General features: G+C 56.7%; 20 protein-coding genes and 6 riboswitches. Of the genes, 15 read left to right on the top strand and 5 right to left on the bottom strand.

The window, feature by feature from the left end; genetic code table 11:
* Window positions 1-55 precede the first annotated feature (55 nt).
* From DZC51_RS01190 to DZC51_RS01170, 5 genes are all read right to left on the bottom strand, one after another.
* The gene (locus DZC51_RS01190; protein WP_157293527.1) at window positions 56-1231 is read right to left on the bottom strand and encodes an acyl-CoA dehydrogenase family protein; all 1176 of its coding nucleotides are present in this window, start codon (window positions 1229-1231) and stop codon (window positions 56-58) included.
* A gap of 165 nt (window positions 1232-1396) precedes the next feature.
* A riboswitch (SAM riboswitch) is annotated at window positions 1397-1501 on the bottom strand.
* Between the two features lie 81 nt (window positions 1502-1582).
* On the bottom strand, window positions 1583-3037 hold the full coding sequence (locus DZC51_RS01185; protein WP_157293526.1) for an MFS transporter: 1455 nt from the start codon (window positions 3035-3037) through the stop codon (window positions 1583-1585).
* Between the two features lie 79 nt (window positions 3038-3116).
* Window positions 3117-3229, bottom strand: a riboswitch (SAM riboswitch).
* Window positions 3230-3265: 36 nt separating this feature from the next.
* Window positions 3266-4405: a 5-methyltetrahydropteroyltriglutamate--homocysteine S-methyltransferase gene (locus DZC51_RS01180; protein ID WP_157293525.1), complete on the bottom strand. Its 1140-nt coding sequence runs from the start codon at window positions 4403-4405 to the stop codon at window positions 3266-3268.
* A gap of 41 nt (window positions 4406-4446) precedes the next feature.
* Window positions 4447-5580 carry a 5-methyltetrahydropteroyltriglutamate--homocysteine S-methyltransferase gene (locus DZC51_RS01175; RefSeq protein ID WP_157293524.1) on the bottom strand — a complete coding sequence of 378 codons (1134 nt, stop codon included), beginning with the start codon at window positions 5578-5580 and terminating at the stop codon, window positions 4447-4449.
* 26 nt (window positions 5581-5606) lie between these two features.
* Entirely contained in the window at window positions 5607-6734 is a 1128-nt protein-coding gene (locus DZC51_RS01170) for a methionine biosynthesis PLP-dependent protein (RefSeq protein WP_157293523.1), read from the bottom strand.
* 89 nt (window positions 6735-6823) lie between these two features.
* Window positions 6824-6931: riboswitch (SAM riboswitch) on the bottom strand.
* A gap of 217 nt (window positions 6932-7148) precedes the next feature.
* Here DZC51_RS01170 and DZC51_RS01165 point away from each other — a divergent pair.
* From DZC51_RS01165 to purB, 15 genes are all read left to right on the top strand, one after another.
* Window positions 7149-7715 (top strand): NADPH-dependent FMN reductase, encoded by a 567-nt coding sequence (locus DZC51_RS01165; protein ID WP_157293522.1) that lies wholly within the window; start codon window positions 7149-7151, stop codon window positions 7713-7715.
* A gap of 118 nt (window positions 7716-7833) precedes the next feature.
* Complete coding sequence (locus DZC51_RS01160; RefSeq protein WP_157293521.1) at window positions 7834-8013, top strand: hypothetical protein; 180 nt, start codon at window positions 7834-7836, stop codon at window positions 8011-8013.
* Between the two features lie 200 nt (window positions 8014-8213).
* A complete protein-coding gene (locus DZC51_RS01155) occupies window positions 8214-8807 on the top strand; it encodes a hypothetical protein (RefSeq protein ID WP_157293520.1) in 594 nt (197 codons plus the stop codon).
* Window positions 8808-8996: 189 nt separating this feature from the next.
* The gene (locus tag DZC51_RS01150) at window positions 8997-10478 is read left to right on the top strand and encodes a nicotinate phosphoribosyltransferase (protein WP_157293519.1); all 1482 of its coding nucleotides are present in this window, start codon (window positions 8997-8999) and stop codon (window positions 10476-10478) included.
* 32 nt (window positions 10479-10510) lie between these two features.
* On the top strand, window positions 10511-11338 hold the full coding sequence (nadE, locus tag DZC51_RS01145) for an ammonia-dependent NAD(+) synthetase (protein WP_157293518.1): 828 nt from the start codon (window positions 10511-10513) through the stop codon (window positions 11336-11338).
* A gap of 320 nt (window positions 11339-11658) precedes the next feature.
* Entirely contained in the window at window positions 11659-12609 is a 951-nt protein-coding gene (locus tag DZC51_RS01140; RefSeq protein ID WP_255448096.1) for an AAA family ATPase, read from the top strand.
* Complete coding sequence (locus DZC51_RS01135; RefSeq protein ID WP_157293517.1) at window positions 12606-13805, top strand: DUF58 domain-containing protein; 1200 nt, start codon at window positions 12606-12608, stop codon at window positions 13803-13805. Before DZC51_RS01140 ends, DZC51_RS01135 begins: the two co-directional genes overlap by 4 nt.
* Window positions 13802-15979 (top strand): DUF4129 domain-containing transglutaminase family protein, encoded by a 2178-nt coding sequence (locus DZC51_RS01130; protein WP_157293516.1) that lies wholly within the window; start codon window positions 13802-13804, stop codon window positions 15977-15979. Before DZC51_RS01135 ends, DZC51_RS01130 begins: the two co-directional genes overlap by 4 nt.
* Before the next feature lie 34 nt (window positions 15980-16013).
* Window positions 16014-16115: riboswitch (purine riboswitch) on the top strand.
* Window positions 16116-16219: 104 nt separating this feature from the next.
* Complete coding sequence (guaA, locus tag DZC51_RS01125) at window positions 16220-17773, top strand: glutamine-hydrolyzing GMP synthase (RefSeq protein ID WP_157293515.1); 1554 nt, start codon at window positions 16220-16222, stop codon at window positions 17771-17773.
* A gap of 331 nt (window positions 17774-18104) precedes the next feature.
* Window positions 18105-18206, top strand: a riboswitch (purine riboswitch).
* Window positions 18207-18309: 103 nt separating this feature from the next.
* On the top strand, window positions 18310-19650 hold the full coding sequence (locus DZC51_RS01120; RefSeq protein WP_157293514.1) for an NCS2 family permease: 1341 nt from the start codon (window positions 18310-18312) through the stop codon (window positions 19648-19650).
* Window positions 19651-19771: 121 nt separating this feature from the next.
* Window positions 19772-20299: a DUF2179 domain-containing protein gene (locus tag DZC51_RS01115; RefSeq protein WP_157293513.1), complete on the top strand. Its 528-nt coding sequence runs from the start codon at window positions 19772-19774 to the stop codon at window positions 20297-20299.
* Window positions 20296-20487, top strand: coding sequence for an NETI motif-containing protein (locus tag DZC51_RS01110; protein WP_157293512.1), 192 nt, complete (start codon window positions 20296-20298; stop codon window positions 20485-20487). Before DZC51_RS01115 ends, DZC51_RS01110 begins: the two co-directional genes overlap by 4 nt.
* 163 nt (window positions 20488-20650) lie before the next feature.
* A riboswitch (purine riboswitch) is annotated at window positions 20651-20750 on the top strand.
* Window positions 20751-20913: 163 nt separating this feature from the next.
* Window positions 20914-21402: a 5-(carboxyamino)imidazole ribonucleotide mutase gene (gene purE, locus DZC51_RS01105; RefSeq protein WP_157293511.1), complete on the top strand. Its 489-nt coding sequence runs from the start codon at window positions 20914-20916 to the stop codon at window positions 21400-21402.
* Window positions 21399-22517, top strand: coding sequence for a 5-(carboxyamino)imidazole ribonucleotide synthase (gene purK, locus DZC51_RS01100; RefSeq protein ID WP_157293510.1), 1119 nt, complete (start codon window positions 21399-21401; stop codon window positions 22515-22517). The genes purE and purK overlap by 4 nt, the downstream gene beginning before the upstream one ends.
* A 16-nt stretch (window positions 22518-22533) precedes the next feature.
* Complete coding sequence (purB, locus tag DZC51_RS01095) at window positions 22534-23832, top strand: adenylosuccinate lyase (RefSeq protein ID WP_157293509.1); 1299 nt, start codon at window positions 22534-22536, stop codon at window positions 23830-23832.
* Window positions 23833-23948: the final 116 nt, after the last annotated feature.

The following is a 23948-nucleotide window of genomic DNA, read 5'->3' as shown; positions in this document are numbered from 1 at the left end:
TGTTTGTCGTTGTCCGCCTCTGAAGGCGCGATGCAATCGATTAATTCGTTGATACTTATTTACTGACTGATGACTCATTTTGTCCGCTGCCCAGGGCATCTTCCGCAAGTGCCCGGATGGTCATGTCGTCGGCAGGCGGATTGTGGAGGCCCGCCCGGACATTGCGATAGTAGCGCTGGAGCGGATTCGAGCGCTGCAGGCTTTTTGCGCCGACGACCCGCATCGCCTTATCGACGATCGAAATGGCGGCATTCGTGACGATCGTTTTTGCAACTGGAACCTCATTGCCGAGGTGCGGACGGCGCTCCGGATCATCATGTGCATCTGCGACACTGTACAGCACATGACGGGCCTGCGACAGTTCCAGGTCAATCTCCCCGATCAGCTGGCGCACATTGGGCAGTTGGCTGATCGGCCCTTTCACGCTGTTCGGCGCATGCCTGCCGGCAAACTCCACTGCATAATCCCTGGCCGCCTGTGCGATGCCGAGGTAGGTGGCGGGCAAATGGAGAAGCCATCCGTCAAACTTCGGTCCGCCGGCACTTCTCACCGGCAATTCAACCAGTGCGCCATCGTCCACCCGGACGCCTTCCAGAACGAGGTCATGGCTCCCGGTGCCGCGCATGGAGACGACATCCCAGGTTTCGTCGATCGAGAGCCCTTCAAGGTCTTTGTGGAGAAGGAAGAATCCAATCCGTTCCTCTTCCTCGACCCATGCGGATGTGAGGAAATACGTGAGGGCGGGGGAGCCGGTCGTGAATGATTTCCGTCCGCTGATGACGTATGAATCGCCATCCCTGACGGCAACCGTCCCCGGACGGCCTCCGCGCGAAGGGCTGCCTGTAGCGGCCTCACTTACCGCCCGATTGACGAGAGCGCCTCCCAGCAGCTCGCCTGCTAAAAAGCGGAGCATTTCTTCGTTCCAGCTTTGCTGTTCGAATATGCCGCCGGCGACGCCAAGGTTCCATCCGATGGAAAGGGCAACGTTTTCGTCGTACTTGGCAAGGGTCTCCTGGAAGAGGACCATGTCATGGACGCCTGCCCCGACCCCTCCAAGAGCGTTCGGGACGGCAAGCGCCGTGTAACCGGAATCGGCCAATGCCCGGATCTGAATTGCCGGATAAGTCCCTGCCTCATCCCGTTCCTGTGCGTCTTCCGCGAACACCATGCCGATTGAGTTTAACTTTGCCACCCATTCTTTCTGCAGTTCCGTCCTGATGAATAGTTCCATCTTTTTGCCCTCCTGCTGATCACCGAATTCTAAACTGTTTATAATATAGTGGTTTAGTCGGTTTTTTGTGCGAAAAAGTTTTCTCCGCCGAGACGGAGAAAATCATGAAAAACGAAAGCCCTTCATCCCGCAGGAAGAAGGGACCGGTTTAAAAAAGGCCGGAATCCCTCATCTTCCCGGCTGTGCCGGTCTGGAGTTAGCACCTTTCTGCCCTTGGCAGTGGTTGCTGAAGCATCTTCGGGCCAGTCCCTCCGCTTCTCTCGATGAGGCAAATATTGTTGTCCGAAAACACTTTATATAAAATAGCCTATAAAGTCAATAGGTATTGTAGAGTAAGTGCTTTGGCTAAGGTCAGGCCGCCGACGGGACGGCTTTCCGGCTCTTGGCCGTCACCGCAATGGCACACAGGAAAGCGGCTGCCAACAGGGTGCCGTCCAAAAGAAGCGGGACGCCCCAGTTCCCCGAAGCATCCCGGAGAGCTCCGGAAACAACAGGCGAAAGGATCGCGCCAATTTCGGCGACCAGGTTCAGCATGCCGAACATGGAGCCGCGCTGTGCTTCCGGCGCATGTTCCGATGCAAGTGCGTGGGCCACAGGCTGGAGAGCAAAGAAGAAGAGCCCTGAAGTGAACAGCAGCAGGGATAGGACAACCGGGTTGCTGTAACCGGCCATCACATATCCGGCGAAGGCAAACGTCAGGACTGCGACAATGCCGGTCTGAACCGCAAGCACATTCCGGCGGCCATTCGGCCGGGATGCTGCCCGGTCCGAAATCATGCCACCCAGCGGGAAACCGATGATGCCGGCCAGTCCGTTAAATGATGCAATCAGCGCAGCGGTGACGAGGGCGTTACCTCCGAAGTCCCTGACAATTGATACCGCCCAGAACCCGTAGAACCAGAGGTGCCACATGACTGGGATAAAGAACACGTACATGAGGAGCAGGTTCCGGTTTTTCAGTATGGGTCCGATTTCATCTTTCCGGCGCCGGTAGACGTACACGATCAGGATCGGGCAGAGTGCGGTCAGGAGAACGGCGATGCCGACATCGGAGACCCCAAAATTGGTGGCGAGCAGGTAAATGCCCATCACGATTGCCAGGAAAATAGCGCTATAGCCGAATAGAGGGGGGAGCGCTTTGCGGTATTCCGCCTTGACGGCTGGTGAGTGAGGATCCAGGTTGGCGGGAAGCTGCTTCGGTTTAAGGTAAATCGTGATCAGCACTGCTGATAATAGCGTGATGCCCCCGAGGACGAAAAACGGGACCCGCCATGCATGTTCGCCAAAATGAGGTTCCGCCCAGCTGAGCAGAAGCGGGACCCCGAGTGTCGCAACGGTCAATCCGACCGAGACCCCGGTGAGCGCAACTCCCATTCCCAGCCCGATTTTGTTTGGCGGGGAGTGGAAGGAGATGTAGGAACGGTCATTGGAATAAAAGACGCCTTCCCCAAGTCCGAGCAGCACACGCAGGAGGATGAAGGTGATGAGCCCGCCCGCGATGCCTGTGAGCAGCGTCGCAATGCCGGCCCAGAAAATACTCAGGACGATGATGGCGCGGTAGCCGAACCGGTCACCGAGATATCCGCCGGGGAACTGCATCAGCATGAATCCCGCAAAGAACAGGCTGCCGATCAGGCCGCCGATCGCATGGGGATTGTCCACGCCGGCAAAAAAGGCGACCTCGTGCTCGATCATGTAGGTGATGAGCGGGCCGGTGGCCGTCCGGTCGATATACGAAACGAACCATCCGAGAAACAGCATGGTCCAGATGGTATGGTACTGCTTCCAGTTTCCAGATTTGATCATGTCGCTCACTCCGTCCATTTAATTGGGTTGGAGCAAATGGCAAAAGCCCCGCAAAGCGCGGGGCTCCTCATTCCCATCGCTCTCATGTTCAGGCGAAATCATGCCTCCGGAATTGGCACCTTGCCCGGAGTGGTTTCTCCGCACGGTTGCCGGGCTTCAACGGGCCGGTCCCTCAGCCGCTCTTCATAAGAGTGTCATCTATTGGTGGTGCCTATGTTCAGCGAACGATCAGTTGTTGTCTTTGCCCCAGACGTCTTCCGCAATTTTCACGACATGGCGGATTTTCGCCCATTGCTCGTCTTCCGTCAGGTTATTGCCTTCTTCCGTCGATGCGAACCCGCACTGGGGGCTGAGCGCAAGCTGCTCAAGCGGCAGATATTCGGACGCTTCCCGGATGCGGGCCTTGATGGCTTCTTCGTCTTCCAGTTCCGGACGCTTGGACGTGACCAGTCCGAGAACAACGGTGAGGTCCGGGCGATTGACATGGCGAAGCGGTTCGAATCCTCCGGAACGCTCATCGTCAAACTCGAGGAACAGACCGTCCACGTCCAGGCCTCCAAAGATGATCTTGCCCGCATCCTCATAGCTTCCGCTTGTGAAGAACGTCGAACGGAAGTTGCCTCGGCAGATATGCATCGTGACCAGCAGGTCGTCTGGGCGATCCGCGATGGCCCCATTGATGGCATCGGCGAACTGATGGATCAGCTGGTCAGGGTCGGAACCTTCCGCCCTCAGCCGGTCGCGTTCTTCTTCCGTGAAGAAAGACGTCCAGGCTGTGTCGTCGATCTGAAGATAGCGGCAGCCTGCACTGTACAGATCACGGATCAGCGCGTGATAAGCAGGAATCACGTCCCGAAAGACATCTTCTTTCTTTTCGTAGACGTCAGTATCGAGTGCTGCGCGGCCGAAGACAAGGTTCGGACTTGGAATCGTGAACTTCACGGTTGTATCTTCACCGGCAATTTCCTTCAGTTTCTTGAAGTGGCCGATAAACGGGTGATCGCCGCTGTAGCCGATCTTTCCGGTCACTTTGACACCGACCGGACGAACGTTTACGCCATTGAATTTCCGGGTGCCGTTCGGCGTCTCGTGAAATTCGATGCCGTCAAGTCCTGCGAGAAAGTCCAGATGCCACCAGCTTCGGCGGAATTCCCCGTCCGTGACGCCTCGGAGGCCGTTCGCTTTCTGGGCTTTGACGAGCCGGCGGATCTCTTCGTCTTCGACACGCGTCAGCTCATCGAGGGTGATCTCTCCCTGCTGGAACTTTGTACGGGCTTCCTTTAGAGCCGCAGGGCGGAGGAAGCTGCCGACATGGTCGGCACGGAATGGAGCGCGGATTTTTTTCTGTTCGTTGATGGATGTTGTCATCATGATTCCTTCTTTCTATTTGTTATTCCCGGTCGGGTGGGTCAGGCCTTCGGTCCCCAGACTTCTTCCGCAATCTTGGCGATATGGCGGACTTTCGCCCATTGCTCTTCTTCGGTAAGAATATTGCCTTCCTCAGTCGAGGCGAATCCGCACTGCGGGCTGAGGGCGAGCTGCTGAAGAGGCACGTAGGTGGCCGCCTCGCGGATCCTGGCTTTCACCTGCTCTTCGTCTTCAAGTTCGGGAAACTTCGAAGTGACGAGGCCGAGCACGATCGTCAGGTCCGGACGGTTGACGAAGCGGAGCGGCTCGAATCCTCCTGAACGTTCGTCATCGAACTCGAGGAAAAGGCCATCGACGTTCAGTTTGCTGAAGATCACTTCGGACGCGCCTTCGTAGCTGCCGCTGGATGCATAGGAGGAACGGAAATTCCCCCGGCAGATGTGCATCGTCACCAGCAGGTCATCCGGACGGCCTTCGATGGCTCCATTGATCGCTTCGGCAAACTTGTGGACGAGCCGGTCCGGGTCGGAACCGAAGGCGCGTGCAAGCGCGCGGCTTTCTTCGGAAAAGAACAGCGACCATGCCGTGTCGTCCAGCTGAAGGTAGCGGCATCCGGCATCATACAGGTCTTTGATGAATGCACGGTAAGCCGGAATGAGGTCTTTATAGAAGTCCTCGCCGTTCTGATAAAGGCCGGTTTCGATTCCGCTGTGGAAAAAGAGCATGTTCGGGCTCGGGATCGTATATTTCACTTTGACGCCTTCGCCTGCGATTTCCTGGAGTTTGCGGAAGTGGTCCAGGAAAGGATGATTACCGGAATAGCCGATCCTGCCGGTCACTTTGTAACCGTGGGCCTTCGTCTTGATGCCGTTAAACGGGATGCCTTCGCCGGTTTCGGTATACTCGATGCCGTCCAGACCGAGAAGAAAGTCCATATGCCACCAGGTCCGGCGGAATTCCCCGTCCGTGACAGCGGTGAGCCCGTTTTCAAGTTGTGCACTGACGAGCTTTGTAATTTCTTCATCTTCCACACGGGTCAGTTCTTCATGAGTGATTGAACCTTCCTTGAACTGTTCACGGGCTTTTTTCAGGCGCTCGGGACGCAGGAAGCTGCCTACGTGGTCGGCCTTGAATGGTGTGCGGACAGATTTTGTTTCCGGTAGATTGGCGGTCATGGCGATACCTCTTTTCGTTTTTTTGGTCAGACGGATGGCTGTCCTGCTTTTTCGAGAGCCAGCCGGAAGGCTTGTTTCAGGTCATCAATCAGGTCTTCTGCATCCTCGATCCCGACAGACAGCCGGAGGAGCGTGTGATCGATGCCGCGGCGATTCCGCTCTTCAAGCGGGATGTCCGCGTGGGTCTGCGTGGAAGGGTAGGTGATAAAGCTTTCGACACCTCCGAGGCTTTCCGCGAATGCGACCAGCTGCAGTGCCTCCAGCAGCGGGGCGACGATGCCGGGGTCCGTGGTGCGGAACGAAAGCATCCCGCCCTTGCCGGGATACAGGACATGCGACACCGCAGGTTCTGTTTTGAGGTAGGCGGCAATCTCCTTTGCATTTGCTTCGTGCTGCTTCATGCGGAGCGGAAGTGTCTTCAGCCCCCGGATGACGAGCCATGAGTCGAACGGCGAGAGAACCGCACCTTCCGCGTTATGCTGGGCGGCAAGCTGTTCGCAGAGGGTTTTTCCTTTTGCCACGACGAGCCCCGCGAGTACATCATTGTGTCCGCCGATATATTTGGTGGCGCTGTGGATGACGATATCCACACCGAGTGTAATCGGCTGCTGGAGGATCGGTGTATAAAACGTGTTGTCGGCAATCAGCAGGAGGCCATGCCTTTTCGCGATTTCGCCGTACGCTTCAATATCGATTTCCTGCATCAGCGGGTTTGTGGGAGATTCGATGAAAAGTGCTTTGGTCGTATCCGTGATGGCACGCTCGACTTCATCTGGATCGCTGAAGGTCAGATAATCGACCGGGACACCGTACTGCTTCCGGTAATGTTCCAGGAGCCGGTAAGTCCCTCCGTAAAGGTCCTCCGGCGCGATGATGCCCTCTCCCGGTCGGAAAAGGGACAGCACGAGACCGATCGCAGCCATGCCGGAGCTGCAGGCAAATGCCGCATCGCCTGCTTCCAGTTCGGCAAACCCTTCTTCGAGAATTGCTCGGGTCGGATTCTTCGTACGGGAGTAATCAAAGCCGGTCGATTGTCCGAGCCCGGTATGCGCGTAGGCGGTGGACAGGTGGATCGGCGGATTCACGGCCCCGGTGAGGGGGTCTGTCCGGTTACCCAACTGTGCCAGGAGAGTGGCGGTTTTTCTTGTGGTCATAAGGCGGGCACCCTTTCGTTGATGGGATGGGAGGGAAAAGAAAAGAGCCCTCCAAATAAGAAGAGGGCTCTGTGGATGCACAGATGGTCTTCTTATCTTCCGGAACCTTGTCAGGATCCGCTGGAAGTAGCACCTTTGCCTTAAGGCAGGTTGCTGAGACATCGCAGGGCCAGTCCCTCCGTCTCTCTGGATAAGAATTGCTGATTCAATTGTTTGAAAAATCTTATTGCTCTCACTGTATCACCGTTTGCGTCAGGCGGCAAGCCCTTTTTGAAAAAAGAAAGATTGAAAGTGTTGCCCGTGTGCTTGTGAGCAAGAAGAGGGATGAAACACATTGAATCGTGTAAGATAACTGAGGATAAGCCGGAGACCATAATTCCGGTAATACAGATATACTGAAGGAGTGTTTCATCCATGACCATCAAAGTCAAAGCAATCATCGGGAGCACCAGCTCCACGTCCTATAACCTGAAAGTCGTCGAGTCCATGCGCAGCCGCTATGCGGACCGATTGGAAATCACACCTGTCTTCATCAATGCCCTTGAACCGTTTTCGATAGATGCCGAAAACAATCCGTCTGAAGACGTTCTCGACTTCAAGAAAGATGTCGCTGATTCCGACGCGGTCCTCTTTGCCGTACCGGAATACAACTTCTCCATCCCTGGCCAGCTGAAAAATGCCATCGACTGGATGAGCCGAGGTGAACTCGTTCTGAACAATAAGCCGACATTCATCGTCGGTGCATCGATGGGGGCGCTCGGCTCTGTCCGTGCCCAGCAGCATCTGCGTGAGATCCTGTCGAACCCGAACCTCGCTCCGGCAATCCTGCCCCAGAACGAAGTGTACATCGGGGCAGTCCATGAGAAACTGGACGATGCGGGCAATCTCACCGATGAAGCGACCCTCGCGTTCCTCGACATCGTCGTCGACAACTTCATCAAGTTCTATGAGAAGGAAAAAGCGGCTGCAGCCGCAAACTGATCGTACGCCCATCCGGCATTGCCGGGTGGGCTTTTCTAATGGCACGGTTCATGTCTGATTGCCTTCATGCACTTGCGGGTACACTCAAAATGAGAGATCAGCGGAAGGAGCGATTTCCATGAACGAAAAAAAGGACCGCGCCGGCAAGGCGGAGGGACAGGCACTCCAATCGGACGACAAAAACGACTTTACCGGCATGCCGAACCACGAAATGCCGGATCTCGAGCCCGACCAGAGTCCGGAGGGACAGGTCGAGCAGGCTGAGCAAAGCACCAAGCGGGACCGGGACAGGAAATAAACCCATTCCGGTTCCCGAAATAGAGGGGAAACTCCCATGGGCCGCACGGCGATTGACGCCGTGCGGCTTTTCGCATGCATAAAGCGGGCGATAACACTGCAGGCCACCGGCAGATTTGCCCGAGCCGGGACTCCCTATCCGAATACATTGATAGAGCAAGGTGAAAGACCTTGTGAGAAAAGGGCAGGGAGGTGAGAAAAATGTGTCAACGTCAAACAAAGTCGGCAGCAAGCAAAATACGCGGACCCTTGTCTGAAGTGATTGCCGGTGCCATAGAAGATAATGTGGAGATGAATGTGCTGCAAAGCCTGCAGGAACAGTTCAACGATATGAATCAGGACCGTTTCGTCCTTGATCAGGCCACACTTGAATTGCCGAATAACTCCCTTGTGCAGAGCCTCCCGCTCTCCCCGAATGTGCGGAACGATGCCTTTCACCTGAACTGTTGCACGGTCAACTCTGTTGCTGCGAACAACACATTCCCGGACGCACAGCCCGATAAATATGAGAATTCGTCTGTAAGGGCAACCGGACACATCAATTGGTACCTCTCCTTTTCTCTTGATACGCACTTTAATGATGGGGCAGGTGGCTGTGAAGCAACCGTGCGGCTTCCGTTCACGCTGACAGGCACCACATGTGTCAACCAGACGCTTTGCGAAAACAGCGATGTCCTCCCGGATTTCTGCAACGGAAACACCATTTCACTTGCATTCCTTGCACGGCTGTTTGAGACAGAAGAAAAAGTGACCGCAACCTATCTGATCGTGCACATTCTTCCTGAATGTGCATAACCCTGGAAAACTGTACTGAACGTTCCGGAGCCTTCACCAACGGAGGCTCCTCTTCTTATTTTGTTTGCCATTACCTAAAATCACCGGTCAAATGCCACAAAACGCCCGTGGTTGCACCGGGTTGTGGCAGGGTATATTCATGTTAATGTATAGTTAGTGTAAATTCTGAACGTGGAAGAAGGGATGCTTGTGTCTACGAATTACGCAGACGACAGTCTGATGCTCCATACCGACTTGTATCAGATCAATATGGCCGAGACGTACTGGGCGGACGGTGTCCATGAGCGGCGGGCGATATTCGATCTGTATTTCCGCAAGCTGCCGTTCGGCAACGGTTACGCGGTGTTTGCCGGGCTGGAACGGGTATTGGAATACTTGAAGGGGTTCCGCTTCACGGAAAGCGATCTGGCCTATCTTCGGGACAATGCCGGCTACAAGGATGATTTCCTGTCGTATCTGGCAGACCTGAGGTTCACGGGGGATGTGTACTCGATGGTCGAAGGGGAGCTTGTTTTCGGCAATGAGCCGATCATCCGTGTTGAGGCACCGCTGATCCAGGCCCAGCTGGTCGAGACCGCACTGCTGAATATCGTGAACTACCAGACGCTGATCGCTACAAAAGCGAGCCGCATCAAGCAGGTCGTAAAAAATGATGTCGTCATGGAGTTCGGCTCGCGCCGTGCCCAGGAGATGGACGCAGCGATCTGGGGTGCCCGTGCTGCCGTGATCGGCGGTGTAGAGGCGACGAGCAATGTCCGCGCCGGGAAACTGTTCGGCATTCCTGTCGCGGGGACGCATGCCCATTCGATGGTGCAGGCCTACGAGAGCGAATATGAAGCGTTTCACGCATATGCACGCAGGCACAGGGACTGTGTGTTCCTCGTGGATACGTACGACACACTCAAGATCGGGGTCCCGACAGCGATCCGTGTGGCCAAGGAACTTGGCGACAAGATCAACTTTATCGGAATCCGCCTCGACAGCGGCGACATCGCCTACCTGTCGAAGGAATCCCGCCGCATGCTGGACGAGGCAGGCTTCCAGGATGTTAAGATCATCGTCTCGAATGACCTCGATGAATACACCATCATGAACCTGCAAATGCAGGGGGCGAAGGTTGACCAGTGGGGCATCGGCACAAAGCTGATCACCGCTTACGACCAGCCTGCACTCGGTGCGGTGTACAAGCTCGTCGCAATCGAGAACGAGGAAGGCGTTCTGGAGGATCGCATCAAGATCTCCTCGACTGCCGAAAAGGTGACGACGCCTGGCCTCAAGAAAGTTTACCGGATCATAGACCGGGAAAACGGCAAGGCGGAAGGCGATTACATCACGATGTGGGACGAGAACCCGGAAGAGGAAGATCGCATCAAGATGTTCCATCCGGTCCACACATTCATTTCAAAGTTCGTGACGAACTTCGAAGCGGTGAACCTTCATCAACATGTTGTCCGTGAAGGGGAAATCGTCTATGATCTCCCGCAGCTTCCGGAAATTGTGGCCTTTGCCCGTGGCCAGCTCGGACTGCTGTGGGATGAGTACAAGCGCTCGCTCAACCCGGAGGAATACCCGGTGGACCTCAGCCAGAAGTGCTGGGACAACAAGATGCGGAATATCCACGAAGTCCAGGATCGGATCCGCGAATTCCAGACAAACGGAGCGGAAGGCTGACCCCTGCCTGAAATAAAGGAGGAAGAAGCAACATGACACTGCAGGAAGAGATTATCCGAGAACTGAAAGTGAAACCCGAGATTGACCCGCGGCAGGAGATCCGCCTGTCTGTTGATTTCATGAAAGACTATGCGCGTGCCCATCCGTTTCTGGAAGGCTTTGTGCTCGGAATCTCGGGCGGGCAGGACTCTACGCTCGCCGGCAAGCTTGCCCAGATGGCTGTGGACGAGCTGAACGAGGAGGAAAGCACGGACCGCTACAAATTTCATGCGATCCGCCTTCCATACGGCGAACAGTTTGACGAAAAGGACGTCGATGACGCGATGGCGTTCATTTCCCCGTCCGAGTCATACCGGATCAACATCAAGCCTGCCGTAGACGCAAGTGCGGCAGCATTGGCTGAAGCGGGCGTCCCCCTTTCCGACTACGTGAAGGGGAATGAGAAAGCGCGTGAACGGATGAAGGCCCAGTTTGCCGTCGCCGCAATGAAAAAAGCGGTTGTCATCGGCACCGACCATGGAGCTGAGGCGATCACCGGCTTCTATACGAAGTTCGGGGACGGAGCGGCTGACATTGTTCCGCTTTTCCGCCTGAACAAGCGACAGGGCCGGGCTTTGCTGAAGGAGCTTGGATGCCCGGAGCATCTTTACCTAAAGGTTCCGACCGCCGATCTCGAGGAGGACCGCCCGGCGATTCCGGACGAAGTCGCCCTCGGTCTCACCTACGATGACATCGACGACTACCTGGAAGGCAAGAAGATTTCTCCGGAAGCCCAGGCGAAACTGGAAAACTACTACATGAACTCCCGTCACAAGCGTCATTTGCCGATTACGGTATATGACGATTTCTGGAGAAACTGAATTCGATAGGAACCCGCCGGGCTGAGTGCCGGCGGGTTTATTCGATCTACAGGAAGAGCGGGGAGTCCTGAGCGCCGGTCTCGTCATTGGGGCTCCCGGTCTCGTCATTCGGGAGTCCGGTTTCGTCATTCATGCTCCCAATCTCGTCATTCGGCGTTCCAGTTTCGTCAATCGACCCGACACACCACTTGTCACCCTATCATCCTCCTTTTGAACCTCCTCAGATTGACCCATGACCGGCCATCAACTAAACTGAAAACAGACTATATAATTTCCAGCAGACGGCCGGGAAACCGGATACAGACAGGGGGAACCCGATAGTGGAGGAACACCGAAAACTGCTTAAAGTCATTGAAAATATCGAACAAGTAATGATCGGGAAACGAGAGGTGGCGGAACTGAGCGTGGTCGCCCTTCTCGCAGGTGGACATGTGCTTCTGGAGGATGTGCCGGGTGTCGGGAAAACGATGATGGTGCGGGCGCTGGCACGGTCCGTCGGGGCCGATTTCAAGCGCATCCAGTTTACCCCGGACCTGTTGCCGTCCGACGTGATCGGCGTCTCGATCTACAATCCGAAAGAGATGGAGTTTCAGTTCCGTCCGGGTCCGATCATGGGGAACATCGTCCTTGCCGATGAGATCAACCGGACGTCCCCAAAAACGCAGTCAGCCCTTCTGGAAGGGATGGAAGAAGCTTCCGTGACTGTTGATGGACGCACACTGGCACTTCCTGATCCGTTTTTCGTCATGGCAACGCAGAACCCGATCGAGCATGAAGGCACATATCCGCTTCCGGAGGCACAGCTTGACCGGTTCCTCCTGAAAGTGAAGATGGGATATCCAGGCCGCGAGGACGAAGTGGAAGTGCTGAGACGCGCGGAAAAGCAGCCGCCGATCAACCGGATCGAGCCTGTCATCTCACTTGAAGAACTGCGCGACATCCGCATCCGGGCGGCTGAGGTGGCGGTGGATGACACCGTTAAAGGCTATATCGTCGATCTTTCCGAAAACACCCGGAAAAGCCCGGATATCCGGCTCGGCGTCAGCCCGCGCGGATCGATTGCGCTCATGCGTGCGGGGCGTGCGCTTGCTTTCCTCAAAGGCCGTGATTATGTATTGCCGGATGATATCCAGCACCTCGCCCCGTATGTGTTCAGCCACAGGATGATCCTTCAGCCGGAGGTCCGTTATGAGGGTATCGATGCGGAAGAATTGGTGGAGCGAATCGTTACGAGAACGAAGGTCCCGGTCAGGAGAGCCGGCGCGCGATGAAGGCATTTCTCCGCAAGGCGGGGCCGCTTCTCCGCCTCATCGGAATCGCAACCGTCCTGGGGGGAGCATTTGCCTATGCCCAGTTCCAGGGCGGTGTTGTCAGCTGGACAGTGTTTTATATGGTGTTGCCGTTTGCTCTCTACGGGATTTTCCTGTACATCTATCCGCTGCGGGCTGTTACCGCAGAGCGGGAGGTGAGCCGCAGGGAGATTGCTTACGGCGGTTCCCTTCAATCGGCTGTGCGCCTCGGGCGGCGGTTCATGTTCCCGCTTCTCTATGTCTCCGTCAATGAAGTTGCCGGAAGTGCAACGCAGATTCCGATGCCGTCGACTTTGTTTATATGGGGGTTTCGCAGAAGGAAGGAATGGGTTTATCAGACAGAACCGCTAAAGCGCGGTGAGCATGTGCTGGAAGGGATCGAGATTGAGACGGCGGACTTTTTCGGCTGGATGCGCAAGCGCAGGTTCATTCCGCTCCGCCAGACCATCACCGTGCTGCCGAAGGTGACCGACATGCGGGAGGTGCCGTCAGATGCTTCCGAAGAGCGGGGCAGTGCGGCGGCCACCTTCGCTTCCGTGAAGGAATCATCAGTCGCAACCGGAATCCGCGACTACCAGCCGGGGGACCGGCTGTCGAGGATTCATTGGCCTGCGTTCGCAAGGACGGGGGAGCTTCATTCCAAAGAGCTTGAAGACAGGCGGGCACAAGACCTTCTACTCGTCCTGGACGGCTCGCCCTCACCACAATTTGAAGAGCAGGTCGGATTTGCGGCGTCCATCCTGAAAAAATCCGTCGAAACACGCTCGGCCGCGGGCTTCCTGAGTCTCGGCGAGTCGGGCGTGGCCATCCCCCGTGTGGAAGGACCGGAAAGCCTGAGGTCGGCGATGCTGCATCTGGCGCGGTTCAGCCCTTCAACTGAAGGCGGACACTTTCCGCCGGCGGGCAGCCGCGCTCTTGCAGCGGCCCGCACGATGACGGTCATCACGGGTCCGCTTACGGAGGCTTGGGTGACCGCGTTTCTGCGGGAAGCCCGGCAGGCATCGGGCGGCATCCTCTTTTCCGTCATCGGAAAAGGTGAGCACCCGGGACGCGCTGCGCTTGAAACTGCGCGCACAGCCATTGCCGCCGGATTTGACGTCCGGTTTGTCACGGAACGGGAATTCGGGGATCCGGAAAGGGGAGGTGTGCGCAGATGAACCAGAAATCGGTCGACCGCTTGTTTCTTGGCCTGATCTATGTTCTGGTGGTCCTCCTCATCAGGGAGTGGCTTCTGCCGATCATCGAACTGACCGGGGCGGGGCACCTCGCGCTCTTTGTGATCTTCGTCGGACTCTGCTTCGCTTTTCCGCTTTTCGGTGTGCCCTGGTGGATCTCGGGGCCTGTGAAGGTGGTCTATGCCGTCTGGTTCGTCGCCCATGCCCATATGGACGGACCTTTGACTCCTGTCTCGTCCGTGATGTTTTTCATGGGAGACCTTCTCCAGAACGCAGGGCTTCTCGTTACGGGAGAGCTCGGCAGAATCACTGACCCGTTCCGGACGGTGCTGTTTCTCGCGCTGCTCTGGATGGCTTCCTATCTGATCCAATACTGGATCAATCTGAAGATGTCGGTCCTCATTTTCTACGGAATGACGGTAGTCTTCATCACGGTGCTGGACACATTCAGCCCGTACAGTGCGGATGAGGCAATCATCCGTATCCTCGTCGTCGGTTTCCTGCTGCTCGGCCTCACGTTCCTCGCGAAGCTGGCGGACAGGCAGAAAAAGCGTCCGGGTCTGCCGGCGTTCCTCCTGATGACGATCCCGCTGCTTGTGTTGGTCACGGCAGCCGGGGCAGTAAGCCAATTCCTGCCGAAGTCCGAGCCGGCCTGGCCTGATCCGGTACCGTTCATCAAGTCGTTTGCCGAAGGGGCGGGCGACAGACTCGGCCGCGATGCCGGCAAGATCGGTTATGGCGAGGACGATTCGATGCTCGGCGGGCCGTTTGTCGGAGACAATACCGTTGTATTTGAGGCGACGGCGCAGCGGGGCCAGTACTGGAAAGTCGAGACGAAAGACACCTACACGTCGCGCGGCTGGATCCATTCCTCCGAAGAGCAGGAACTGCTTCCGGTAGGGGAGGGACGTCCGATCGACGAGCCGCTTCTTGCCGGGACGACCCGCGGTGAAGATACGGCAAACCTGTCGATGCAGCTGGACTTTGAATTCATCGTCCGGCCGTACGGGGCCATTTCATCGTCCGGACCTGAAGGGACCGAGTTTCTTCAGGAAGCCGGAACCGGAAAGGTCATCCCGTTTGTGAACAATGCGCCTGCCGTACTTGATGCGTACATCGTCACTTATGATGAGCCGGCATACAGCCTGACCGCTCTCCGGAATACGGCACCGGACACGCTTCCTCAAGGGGAATTCGACCAGTACCTGCAGTTGCCGGACGGCCTGCCGCAGCGCGTCCATGACCTGGCGCTTGAAATCACGGGCAGGGAAGAGACGCTTTACGGGAAGGCGAGGGCGGTCGAGCAGTACTTCAGGCAGAACGGCTTCGTGTATGACCAGGCAAACGTGGCTTCTCCGGGAACCGGGGAGGACTTCACCGACCATTTCCTGTTTGAATCGAAGCGCGGCTATTGTGACCACTTCTCGACTTCAATGGTCGTCCTTCTCCGCTCGGCAGGCGTTCCGGCCCGCTGGGTCAAGGGCTTTAATGAAGGTGAGGAAATCGGCCGCAGTGATGCCGGCCGCCAGTTTGAAGTGACGAACAACAACGCCCACTCGTGGGTGGAAGCGTACATGCCAGGTGTCGGCTGGATGCCGTTCGAACCGACAATCGGCTTTGACGGCGCAGGCGGCATCGACTACGACCTCGATCTGGATGAAATGACCGAACAGGAAACGCAGGAGATGGAAGAGTCGGCCAAGCCGGAGGAGCCCGAAGAGGAAGAAGAACCGGCTGCAGCAAAAGGTGATGGATTCTGGAAATCCCTCGGAGACCTGATCTCGGAAAACAGCCGCGCGATCTACACCGTGCTCGCCCTGCTCGCGGCGGCAGCAATTGCCGCTTTCCTTCTGCGGGACAAGTGGCTGCCAAGGGTGATGGTGGCGAGATTCCGGAAGCGGAGCCTCGACAGGGAAGGCTTTGAGCGGGCATATGCCAGGCTGCTCGGCAGGCTCCGGCGCTACGGCCTTCCGAAGGAGGACGGCAAGACGCTGTCTGCTTATGCGCGAGAAGTGGATGCGCACTTTGGCGGAACCGACATGATGAGGCTGACCGAGGCGTACGAAGCGATCGTTTACGGCGGCCGTGACGCAATCCGGGAGGAAAGGGCTGTACGGGAAAGTTGGGAAAATTTAATCAACAGGACCATCGGTTGATTTTCGGGGCGGCAAAGGGTAAACTGACTAAAAATCGGATAGACCGGGTCGCCCTCATATAAGTCCGGAAATATGGTCCGGATGTCTCTACCAGGCCGCCGTAAATGGCCTGTCTATGAAGGCGGATGCTATACGTGCGTGCACGGGGCATCCGCTTTTTGGATGGAGATGAGAACGCGCGGAAGCTTTTTCTGCGCGTTTTTATTTTGACCCGGTCCGACAGGAAAAGGTGGAATACACGTGTCTGCAGAATCCCTCTTGCTGGAACAGGAAAAGATTGTCGTCCTCGATTTCGGCAGCCAGTACAACCAGCTCATCACCCGCCGCATCCGTGAGTTCGGCGTTTACTCCGAGCTTCACCCTCACACCGTTACCGCAGAAGACATCAAAGGGATGAACGCGGCCGGCATCATCTTCTCCGGCGGCCCGAACTCGGTCTACGGCGAAACGGCCTTCACCGTCGACCCGGCCATCTTCGACCTCGGCATCCCGGTGCTCGGCATCTGCTACGGCATGCAGCTCATGGCCCATCACTTCGGCGGCAAGGTTGAAAGATCATCCCGCCGCGAGTACGGCAAAGCGGAAATGAACGTCAAAGAAGGTGCCAGTCTGTTCGAAGGCCAGCCATCCGACCAGATTGTCTGGATGAGCCACGGTGACCACGTCACGGCAGTTCCTGAAAACTTCACGACAGTGGCGACAAGCCCGAGCTGCGCAATTGCGGCAATGGAAGATCCGTCCCGCGGCATGTACGCGGTTCAGTACCACCCGGAAGTTCGTCACTCCGTCAACGGCAATGACCTGCTCCGCCACTTCGTATTCGGCATCTGCAAGGCGGAAGGCGGCTGGACGATCGGCAACTTCATTGAGCTTGAAATCGAAAAAATCCGCCAGGAAGTCGGCGACAAGCAGGTTCTCTGCGCATTGAGCGGCGGGGTGGACTCCTCCGTCGTCGCGGCCCTCATCCATCGTGCGATCGGCGACCAGCTGACGTGCATGTTCGTGGACCACGGCCTGCTGCGCAAGGGCGAGGCGGACAGCGTCATGGAGACGTTCGTCGGCAAGTTCGATATGAAAGTGATCAAGATTGATGCGCAGGAGCGCTTCCTTTCGAAGCTGGCCGGTGTATCGGATCCGGAGAAAAAGCGGAAGATCATCGGTAACGAGTTCATCTATGTGTTTGACGAGGAAGCTGCCAAGCTGACAGACATGGACTTCCTCGCGCAGGGCACGCTCTACACCGACATCATCGAGTCGGGCACCGCGACCGCACAGACGATCAAGTCCCACCACAACGTCGGCGGCCTGCCGGAAGACATGACATTCAAGCTCATCGAGCCGCTGAACACGCTCTTCAAGGACGAAGTGCGGGCGCTCGGTTCGGAACTCGGCCTGCCTGATGAAATCGTCTGGCGCCAGCCGTTCCCTGGACCGGGCCTCGGCATCCGTGTCTTGGGCGAAATCACGGAAGAAAAGCTGGAAATCGTTCGTGAATCCGACTTTATCCTTCGCGAGGAAATCGCGAAAGCCGGCCTCGAGCGCGACATCTGGCAGTACTTCACCGTGCTCCCGGACATCCGCAGTGTCGGTGTCATGGGCGACGAGCGCACGTACGACTACGCGATCGGCATCCGCGCCGTCACATCGATCGACGGCATGACGTCCGACTGGGCGCGCATCCCTTGGGACGTGCTCGAGAAGATCAGCACGCGCCTCGTGAACGAAGTGGACCACATCAACCGCGTCCTCTACGACGTCACGAGCAAGCCGCCTGCAACGATTGAATGGGAATAACAAAAGCGGAGGGCGGCTGCCAGAGGCGACAGGCACAAGACGATCTGCGGCGCGAGGCCTGCCTCGCAGAGAAGAACGGCTTGTGACCCCGAGCCTCTGCCGCCCGGAGCTGGATGAAACAAAAGCGGAGCGGGCCGATCAGCCCCGACAGGCATAAGGCAGACGGTGCTGCGAGGCCTGCCTCGCGAAGCCGGCTGACTTATGACCCCGAGGGGCTGGCCCGCGCAGCTACATGAAAGAGTTACCAAAAAACGAACATTGCCCTGTCAATATTGGGTAATGTTCGTTTTCTATTGCGCTTTTATCATTATTCCGCTATACTCTCTTTATCATCAAACATAATTTCACCCGTCGTATAATACCGGAGATAGGGTCCGGAAGTTTCTACCGAGCCGCCGTAAATGGCTCGACTACGATCGGGGGCGTGCTTATTTGCATTTTCTGCATTTGGTGCGCCTCCTTTCCGGTAGGGCATGCGACAGATTGTTGCATGCCCTTTTCCTATTTTCGGCAAGGCGGAAAAAATGGAGGCACTCATGAAAAACTTTTTCAATTTCGATGAGCTCGGCACGAACTACCGCCGCGAAATCATCGGCGGCCTGACGACGTTCCTGTCCATGGCGTACATCCTTGTCGTCAACCCGCTTACGCTGTCGCTTGAGTCCGTTCCGGACCTTCCGGCGGACATGCGCATGGATGCGGGAGCGGTCTTCGTCGCTACCGCGCTCGCGGCAGCCGTCGGTTCTCTCTTTATGGGGCTCATCGCCAAATATCCGATCGGCCTGGCACCGGGGATGGGGCTGAATGCGTTCTTCGCCTATACCGTCATCCTCACGTACGGCATTCCTTGGCAGACAGCGCTCACCGGTGTCCTGTTCTCAGGAATCATTTTCATCATCCTGTCACTGACGGGACTACGTGAGATGATCATCAATGCCATTCCGGCGCAGCTGAAGTTTGCGGTCGGGGCGGGAATCGGACTCTTTATCGCCTTCCTTGGTTTCCAGAATGCAGGCATTATCGCAAACAATGACGCGACACTTACCGGTATTGGCGACTTGTCGCAGCCGACAACACTGCTCGCCATATTCGGCCTGGTACTGACAGTCGGCCTCATGGTGCTGAATGTGAAAGGTGCCATCTTCTTCGGGATGCTGATCACTGCGGTTGTCGGCATGATTTTCAAGGTTGTTCCGCTCCCTGATGGTGTTGTCGGATCCATCCCGGATGTGAGCCCGACATTCGGTGCTGCGTTCCAGCCGCTCATGAACGATCCTGCATCACTCATGACCATCCAGTTCCTTGTCGTCGTCCTGACATTCCTGTTCGTCGACTTCTTTGATACGGCAGGCACTCTGATTGCCGTCGCACAGAAGGCCGGACTCATGAAGGGCGACAAGCTGCCGCGCGCCGGCAAGGCTCTTCTTGCGGATTCTCTTGCAACGGTAACCGGTGCGATTTTCGGAACATCGACGACGACCTCCTATGTCGAGTCGACCGCGGGAGTTGCGGCCGGTGCCCGGACCGGGTTCGCGGCCGTTGTCACCGGTGTCCTGTTCCTCGTCTCGCTGCTGTTCTATCCGCTTCTGTCAGTCATCACATCGGCTGTCACGGCGCCTGCACTCATCATCGTCGGTGTGCTGATGGTGTCGGCACTCGGCCATATTGAGTGGAACCGGTTTGAAATCGCCGTTCCGGCATTTCTCACGGTCATCATGATGCCGCTTGGTTATTCGATCGCAACGGGGATCGCCGTCGGGTTCATCTTCTACCCGATTACGATGATCCTGGCGGGCCGCCGTAAGGAGATCCATCCGATCATGTACGGCCTGTTGCTGATTTTTGTTGCGTATTTCGTGTTTGTACAGGGTAGATGATGAATAAGCCGCTCCTTCCGTCAGCCGGCGGAGGAGCGTTTTTTTATCTGTGCCCTTGTCCATGCGGGACAGTTCCGATAAGATGAGTGGCATCTGTACATAGCGAGAAAGGATGATTCATATGACGATGGTGCTGATCATCTTTGCGATCAACGTCGTTTATGTAACATTTTATACCATCCGGCTCATACTGACGATGAAGGGCTACCGCTATGCGGCTGCCGGGCTTAGCGTGATCGAGATGGTCATTTACGTGGTCGGACTTGGCCTGGTTCTGGATAATCTGAACGAAATAGAGAACCTGATCGCTTATGCACTGGGCTTTGGGCTTGGCGTCATCATCGGTTCCATCATTGAAGAAAAGCTCGCCCTCGGCTATGTCATGGTCAATGTCATTACGGAAGACATTGAGCGCAAGATGGTCCGGGCGATCCGGGAGAAAGGCTACGGCATCACCGACTGGGAAGCGAACGGACGCGACGGAGCACGACATGCGATGCAGATTCTGACGCCGAAGCGCTATGAGCTGAAGCTGTACATGCTGATCAAGGAACTCGATCCGAAAGCGTTCATCATCACGTATGAAGCCCGAAACATCCACGGCGGCTTCTGGGTGAAACAGGTACGGAAAGGGAAGCTGTTCAAATGAGCAAAAAGACGGTCTGGTATGAAGTGCAGGAAGGCGAGACGATCGAACAATGCCTGGAACGCATGCAAAAGGAAGGCTACATGGCCGCAGGCCGAAAGGAAGAGCCGGTCTTTGAGGAGCGGAACGGTGAGCCCGTTCCCGTCCGCCAGCGCATCCGTTTCAAGGGCGTCCGAATGGAAGAATCATAAACAGATCCCGGTGTTTCGGCACCGGGATTTTTTATGCTCAGAAGATTGTGTAAGATGGATAGCGCTTTCATGCAGATTGGGGATAAATACGAACGATTTGTGTGGGAATAAAATTTATTGTTCGGTTATTGCGTTGACTTCATGAAAAACCGCTGTTAAAATGAAACACGTAAAGAACATTCCCCATATATCCCGAGGAATCGGCCTCGGAGTCTCTAGCCCGGCACCGTAATGCCGGGACTATGCGGGAAAGCGGATTACAGGACTCGGAACGGAAGGTGTGCGAAGCATGGAAACCATCGTGACGCAACCGTCTTATCTGAACATGTTCAGGTCCCGGATCGACTGCTTTCCTCCTATTAATAGGAAGCAGTCTATTCGGGGCTTTTATTTATTGGCGGCAAACTGCCGGAAGGAGCGATTGCAATGGACGTGAAAGTGGGTGTCATCATGGGAAGCAAAAGCGACTGGGAGACGATGAAGAAAGCATGCGACATCCTGGATGAACTGGAAGTCGGATACGAGAAGAAGGTCGTCTCCGCGCACCGTACGCCGGATGAGATGTTCTCCTATGCCGAACAGGCACAGGAGCGCGGCATCGAAGTGATCATCGCGGGAGCGGGGGGCGCCGCCCACCTGCCTGGAATGGTCGCGGCGAAAACGCTTGTCCCGGTCATCGGCGTGCCGGTCAAATCGCACGCGCTGAGCGGCATGGACTCGCTTCTCTCGATCGTCCAGATGCCGGGCGGCGTCCCGGTCGCCACGATGGCGATCGGCGACTCCGGCGCAACGAACGCCGGCCTGTTTGCGGCTCAGATGCTCGCAGTGCATGACGAAGCGCTCCGTGGACGCATTCAGGAGCGTCGCAGCCGGCTCGCAGAACAATCCATTGAAAGCACAGGTGATCTCGTATGACCACGATTCTTCCCGGACAGACAATCGGAATCATCGGCGGCGGACAGCTGGGACGGATGATGGCCCTTTCCGCCAAGGAGGCGGGTTTCCGCATCGCGGTGCTCGACCCGGCGGAAGACTCCCCGACCGGCCAGGTGGCCGACGTGAAAATTGTCGCGCCGTATGACGACGAAGGAGCACTCGACCGCCTGGCGGAAGTGAGCGACGTCATCACCTTTGAATTTGAGAATATCGACTACGAAGGGCTCAAGCGCCTGACCGAGAAGGCGTACGTGCCGCAGGGCGCGGAAATCATCCGCATCACCCAGGACCGGATCGCGGAAAAAGCGGCGATCCGCGAAGCGGGGGCACCGGTCGCGCCTTATGTGGAAGCACAGACTTTCGCGGAGCTCAAGGAACGCATCGGGGAGATCGGCTTCCCGTGCGTCGTGAAGACCGCACGGGGCGGTTACGACGGCAAGGGGCAGGTCATCCTGAAAGAGGCGTCCGAGCTTACCGAAGCGGAAGAACTGTTCGTCCATTCCGCATGCGTGGCCGAGAAGTTCATCCCATTCAAAATGGAAATCTCGGTCATCATCCAGCGCGGCACGAACGGGGAATCCCGCTGCCTGCCGGTCCAGGAGAATATCCACAAAAACCATATCCTGCACGAGACGATCGTCCCGGCACGGATTGGTGACCGGACGGCCGAAGCCGCCATCACGGCAGCCGGACAGATCGCAGATCACCTGGATCTGATCGGGACGCTGGCCGTTGAGATGTTCGTGCTGGATGACGGCAGCATCCTCATCAACGAACTCGCGCCGCGCCCGCACAACTCGGGCCACTATTCGATCGAGGCATGCACGATTTCGCAGTTTGGCCAGCACATCCGGGCCATCTGCGGCTGGCCGCTCCGCACGCCGGAGCTTCACCGCCAGGCGGTGATGGTGAACCTGCTCGGCCAGCACGTCGCACCGGTTCTCGATGCAATCCCGGACCAGGCGGACTGGTCCATCCACCTTTACGGCAAGGCCGAGGCCAAGCACAACCGCAAGATGGGCCATGTGACCATTCTTGCAGAAGACAATGAAGACACACTTCGACGGATTGACGAAAGCGGAATCTGGAACTAATGGAGGAATTACCTGAATGATCGAACGCTATACTCGCCCCGAGATGGGCAATGTCTGGACAGAAGAAAACAAATACAATGCATGGCTGGAAGTCGAAATCCTCGCCTGCGAGGCATGGGCGGAACTCGGAGACATCCCGAAGGAAGACGTGAAGAAGCTCAGGGAGAACGCCTCGTTTGATGTGGCTCGCATCGAAGAGATCGAAAACGAGACCCGTCACGATGTCGTCGCGTTCACCCGCGCGGTATCCGAAACACTCGGGGAAGAGCGCAAATGGGTCCACTACGGCCTGACTTCGACCGACGTCGTCGACACAGCGCTTTCGTACCGCATCAAGCAGGCGAACGAGATCATCCGGAAAGACCTTCACAACTTCATTGATATCCTCGCCGTCAAGGCGAAAGAGCATAAATTCACCGTCATGATGGGCCGCACGCACGGCGTGCACGCGGAACCAACGACATTCGGCCTGAAAATGGCCCTCTGGTACGAAGAGATGAAACGGAACCTTGAGCGTTTCGAAGCGGCAGCTGCCGTAATCGAGACGGGCAAGATGTCCGGCGCAGTCGGTACATTCGCCAACATCCCGCCGTTCGTTGAGGAATATGTATGCGAGCACCTCGGTCTCGCAGCGGCACCGGTCTCCACGCAGACCCTGCAGCGTGACCGCCACGCCCAGTACATCTCGACGCTCGCGCTGATCGCGACATCGATCGAGAAATTTGCGGTCGAGATCCGCGGACTCCAGAAGTCGGAGACGCGCGAAGTCGAGGAATTCTTCGCGAAAGGCCAGAAAGGCTCTTCCGCGATGCCGCACAAGCGCAACCCGATCGGCTCAGAAAACATGACCGGGCTGTCCCGCCTGATGCGCGGCTACATGGTCACCGCTTTTGAGAACGTAGCCCTCTGGCATGAGCGCGACATCTCGCACTCCAGCGCGGAGCGCGTCATCATCCCGGATGCGACGATTACGCTGAACTACATGCTGAACCGCTTCGGCAACATCGTGAAGAACCTCACCGTCTTCCCGGAAAACATGAAGCGCAACATGGACCGCACACTCGGACTCATCTATTCCCAGCGCGTCCTCCTGTCGCTCATCGACAAGGGCATGGCGCGCGAAGCGGCCTACGACACCGTACAGCCGCTCGCGATGCAGGCCTGGGAAGAACAGGTCCCGTTCCGCGGACTCGTCGAATCCGACCCGGTCATCTCCGAAAAAATGACCAAAGAAGAACTCGACGATGCCTTCGACTACAACCACCACCTCCAGCGCATCGACGATATCTTCGAACGTTGCGGACTGAATGACTGACAGGGAGTAACCCGATGGACGGCAATACATTTTCTTGAAATTGATTAAACGCAGCGCAGGGCTCGAAGACTCCTGCGGGAAAAGCGGGACAGCCGAGACCCCGCAGGCGGAACGCC

The sequence above is a fragment of the Bhargavaea sp. CC-171006 genome (genome assembly GCF_009761675.1).
Classification (GTDB): Bacteria; Bacillota; Bacilli; order Bacillales_A; family Planococcaceae; genus Bhargavaea; species Bhargavaea changchunensis.
The sequence above is the reverse complement of the archived record's forward strand: the minus strand, read 5'-3'. Positions and strand labels throughout refer to the sequence as shown.